The 4,908-nt window shown below is 76.7% G+C and carries 2 protein-coding genes and 1 pseudogene; all 3 read right to left on the minus strand.

The genetic code is table 11. The features are described from left to right. Positions 1-238, minus strand: a 238-nt coding sequence (locus tag MRQ36_RS32695; RefSeq protein WP_242801678.1) for a CPCC family cysteine-rich protein, incomplete at its 3' end; no start/stop codon positions are given. A 44-nt stretch (positions 239-282) separates the two neighbouring features. Beyond that, positions 283-1,068, minus strand: coding sequence for an S-adenosyl-l-methionine hydroxide adenosyltransferase family protein (locus MRQ36_RS32700; protein WP_242797862.1), 786 nt, complete (start codon positions 1,066-1,068; stop codon positions 283-285). Between the two features lie 323 nt (positions 1,069-1,391). Next, positions 1,392-4,908: pseudogene (locus MRQ36_RS32705) on the minus strand (helicase-related protein); the annotation flags it as partial.

A 4,908-nucleotide genomic window follows, 5' to 3' on the forward strand; every position in this document is an offset into this window, starting at 1 on the left:
GGCGCTCGTCCGGCCGGGCCGGGCGGACCATGTCCTGGTAGCGCGGGTGGCTGGCGCCGTAGACGGCGAAGTTGAGCCGGGCGTGGGAGAGGCTCAGGTCACCGTTCGGGCCGCCCCGCACCACGTCGGCGTCCGCATCGGACTGCCCGTCGTCCGTCCAGAAACAGACCGGACAGGTGCCGCCACCGGTCCGGGCGGCGCAGCAGGGACAGGCGGCAGCAACACTGTGATCACCCACCGGAGCAGCATTCCACAGTCAACGCTCCCCGGGGACGGCCGATCTCAGGTGCCGGTCACCGCCACCAGCTCACCGGGACGCACCCCGAGCAGGTCGGCCGCGCGGCCGGTGTTCACCGCGACCGCCACCAATCCGGCCGAGTCGACGTACACCACCAGGTCACCGGCGGGGGCGTCGCCGAAGGTACGGCCGTGGGCCGCCGCCCGTCCCGCCACCCGCACGCGGGGAGGCAGCGGCGCCAGCAGGGCACCCGGCGCGGCGAGCTGCACGTTGCCGAAGTGGTCCACGGTCAGCACCTCGGCCTCGAACCCACCGGCGGTCGGCCGTACCACCGGGTCGGGCAGCCGGACCAGTGTCGCCGGCTCGACCGCCGGACCCGCCCCGGCCAGCGGCGCGCCGAGCGCCAGCCGGGCCGCTACCGGGGCGAACACGTCCCGGCCGTGGAAGGTGCGGGACACCACCGGCCCCAGCCACTCCGGATTGGTCAGCTCGACCGCCGCGGTGACCCCGCCGAGCGCCGTGGCGGCGTCGGGCAGCAGCCCGTTGTCCGGCCCGACCAGCAGCCCGCCGGGCGTCGCCAGGGCCACCCCGCGCCGGTTCGTCCCGACACCCGGGTCCACCACCGCCACGTGCACCCCGACCGGCAGGTACGGCACCGTCTGAGCGAGGACCGCCGCGCCCCGGCGGACGTCGGCCGGGGGAATCAGGTGGGTCACGTCGAGCACCCGGGCCGCCGGAGCGAGCCGGGCGATCACCCCGTGGCAGGCCGCCACGAACCCGTCGGCGAGGCCGTAGTCGGTGGTCAGCGAGATCCACGGTACGTCGGTCACGTGCGGCTCCCGGTCGGCGGGCGCCCGGGCTCGGCGTACGCCACGGGGGTGCCGTTGCCGCCGTCCGGGCCGCCCCGCCCACCTGTGTGCGGGGCCGTCACCTCGTCGCGGTCGCGCGCCGGCCCGGGTCGGACTTCGATCGTGCCCATCACACCGTCCCGTGCTCCATGTCCGGCTGCGGCCACCCTACCCGCCCGCCTCGCCCCGTCCGCCGCTCACCCGCCGCGGCTGCCGCTGCCGCAGGATCGCGCTCGATCCTGGATGTCGTGGCCTCCGGCGCCATCCGACACCACTCGGTCCAGGATTGAGCGCGGGGTGCGGGGTCAGCTGCGGAGGCGTAGCCCGCGGGGGGTGGCCCGGAAGCCGGCGGCGGTCAGCGCGTCCCGCAGCGGCGAGGAGTGCACCGCCTCGCCGTCGGCCCGTTCGACGGACATCGCCCCGAGCGCCCCGGAGTGCACCGCGTCGGCGAGGGCCTTGCCCGCCGCGGCGAGCGCGTCGGTGTCGTCGGTGAACGAGAGGATCGTCCGCCCGCCCCGTTCGACGTAGAGCACCAGGTCGCCGTCGACCAGCACGACCAGCGCGCCGGCCTTCCGCCCGGCCCGGTGGCCGGTGGTCGGGGCGGTGCCGTCGCCGGAGTCGACCACCCGCTCCGGCCAGGGCAGTGCCGCGCCGTACGGGTTGGCCGGGTCGGTCGCGGCGAGCACCAGGGTGGGGCCGCCACGACTCCGACCTCCGTCGGCCGGGTCGGCGAGGGCGCGGATCCGGTCCACCGCCCCGGGCACGGCGAACTGCGCGGCGCCCAGCCCTTCGACGAAGTAGCCGCGCCGGGCGGCCCCTCGTTCCTCCAGTGCCGACAGCACCGGGTAGACCGCGGCGAAGCCGCCGACCACCTGCTCGGCCATGACAGCGCCCCGAGTGACCACGCCGTGCCGTTCCAGCAGCAGGTCGGCGAGGGCGGCGGCGCGGCGGGTGGGGTCGAGGTCCCGCTCGGGCAGTCGGGACCAGCGACCGGCCATGGTGGGCGGCCGCTACGGCTGGGCAGGGCCACCCGGCCCGGCCGGCGGTAGCGGGTACGCGGCGCGGACGGGCGGGACCGGGCGCCCCCGCCGCCGAGCGCCGCCCGCAGCGGGGCGAGGGTGTCGTTGGTGAGGTGTCCGGCCCAGACCAGGTCCCAGACGGCGGCGCTCAGCGCGGCGTCGTCGGTGGCGCCGGCCCGGTCGGACAGCGAGCGGAAGAAGAGCGCCTGCCCGTCGGCGAGCGCGTCGAGCACCGCCTCGTGCAACGGGGTCAGGGTCAGCGCCTCGTCCGGTGGGGGAAGCAGCAGCGGCGCGGCGTCCGCGTACGCGAGGGTGACCCAGCCGTCGCCCCCGGAGATCGCGCCGGAGCCGGCCCACAGCACCTCACCGCTGGCGCAGAGCTCGTCGAGTTGGGCGGGGGAGTAGTCGGCGACCCGGGCGGGCAGGACCAGCCGTTCCAGCGCGGACGCGGGCACCGTCGCGCCCTGGAGCTGTTCGACGGTGGCGGCGAGGGCCTCCACGCCCCGGGCCGACGAGCCGACCTGCTGCCAGCGGGGCAGGAACGCGGCCAGCGCCCGGGGCGGCACCGGTTCGATCTCCCGGCGCAGCGCGGCCAGGGAGCGGCGGCGCAGCAGGCGCAGCACCTCGGCGTCGCACCACTGGGTGCCGACGCTGTCCGGGGCGAACTCGCCGGAGACGACCCGCCCGGTGGCGGCGAGCCGGCGCAGCGCCTGCTCCACCACGAAGACGCCCAGCCCGAACCGGGCGGCGCAGCTGGCGGCGGCGAACGGGCCGTGGGTGCGGGCGTACCGGGCGACCAGGTCGCCGAGCGGGTCGGCCACCGGTGCGAGGTACGCCTCGGCGACCCCGACCGGCAGCGCCACGCCGAGCGCGTCGCGCAGCCGGGCCGCGTCCTCCACGCCGACCCAGCGCTCCTCGCCGGCGATCCGCACCCGCAGCACCCGGCGGGCGGACTCCAGCTCGGTGAGCCACCCGACGGGTGCGCCCCGCTCGACCAGCTCGGCCTCGGACAGGTCACCGACCACCCGGAGCAGCTCCACCACGTCCTCGGCGTCGCGGGGGCGCCGCTGCTCGGTCAGCCAGCGCAGCTGCCGCTCGGTCTCGGCGAGCACCGCCGGGTCGAGCAGTTCCCGCAGGTCGACCCGGCCGAGCAGCTCACCGAGGAGCCCGGAGTCGAGGGCGAGCGCGGCGGCCCGCCGCTCGGCCAGCGGCGCGTCGCCCTCGTAGAGGAAGGCGCCGACGTACCCGAAGAGCAGCGAGCGGGCGAACGGCGACGGCCGTTCGGACTCCACCTCGACCAGCCGCACCTTGCGGGCCGCGAGGTCGCGCATCAGCCCGGCCAGGGCGGGCTGGTCGAAGACGTCCTGGAGGCATTCCCGGGCGGCTTCCAGGGTGACCGGGAAGTCGGCGTACTCCCGGGCGACGTCGAGGAGTTGGGCGGCGCGTTGGCGCTGTTGCCAGAGCGGCTGGCGGCGGCGCGGGTCGCGGCGGGGCAGCAGCAGCGAGCGGGCCGCGCACTCGCGGAACCGGGACGCGAAGAGCGCGGACGTGCCGACGGACTCCTCGACGAGCTGGGCGATCTCGTCGGGCTCGAAGACCACCACGTCGGCGCCGGGCGGCTCGTCGGCGGTGTCCGGCAGCCGGACCACGATCCCGTCGTCGGAGGGCATCACCTGGGCGTCCACGCCGTAGCGCTCGGCGAGCCGGCGGCCGATGGCGAGCGCCCACGGCCCGTTGACCCGGGCGCCGAGCACCGAGTGCACGGCGAGCCGCCAGTCGCCCAACTCGTCACGGAACCGTTCGACCACCACCGTCCGATCGTCGGGCAGCGAGCGGGTGGCCTCCTTCTGCTCCCGCAGGTAGGCCAGCAGGTTGCCGGCGGCCCAGTCGTCCAGCCCACCGGCGCGCAGCGCGGCGGTCGCGTCGGTGTCGCCCTGCCGCAGCAGGGCCCGGACCCGGGCGCCGATGGCACGGCCCAGCTCGACCGGGCGGCCGAGCTGGTCGCCCTTCCAGAACGGCATCCGGGCGGCCTGGCCGGGGGCGGGGGAGACCAGCACCCGGTCGGGGGTGATCTCCTCGATCCGCCAGGACGAGGAGCCGAGCAGGAACACGTCACCGACCCGGGACTCGTAGACCATCTCCTCGTCCAGCTCGCCGACCCGGGCGGCGCGTTCCGCGCCGGCCAGGAAGACGCCGAAGAGCCCCCGGTCGGGGATGGTGCCGCCGCTGGTCACCGCGAGCCGCTGCGCGCCGGGCCGCCCGGTGAGCACGTCGGCGGCCCGGTCCCAGACCAGCCGCGGTCGCAGCTCGGCGAAGGCGGTCGACGGGTAGCGCCCGGAGAGCATGTCGAGCACCGCGTGCAGCGCCGAGTCGGGCAGCTCGGCGAAGGGCGCCGCCCGGCGGACCAGCACGGCCAGGTCGCCGAGCCGCCACGGTTCCAGGGCCACCATCGCCACGATCTGCTGGGCGAGCACGTCGAGCGGGTTGCGCGGGTAGTGCAGCTCCTCGATCGCCCCCTCGGTCATCCGCTCGGCGACCACCGTGCAGGAGAGCAGGTCACCGCGGTGCTTCGGGAAGACCACGCCGCGGGAGACCGCGCCGACCTGGTGCCCGGCCCGGCCGACCCGTTGCAGGCCGGCGGCGACGCTCGGCGGCGCCTCGATCTGCACCACCAGGTCGACCGCGCCCATGTCGATGCCCAGCTCCAGGCTGGAGGTGGCGACCACGGCCGGGAGCTGCCCGGACTTGAGCGCCTCCTCGATGTGCTTGCGCTCCTCCCGGGAGACGCTGCCGTGGTGCGCCC

Source organism: Micromonospora sp. R77 (assembly GCF_022747945.1).
In the GTDB taxonomy this organism is placed as follows: Bacteria; Actinomycetota; Actinomycetes; order Mycobacteriales; family Micromonosporaceae; genus Micromonospora.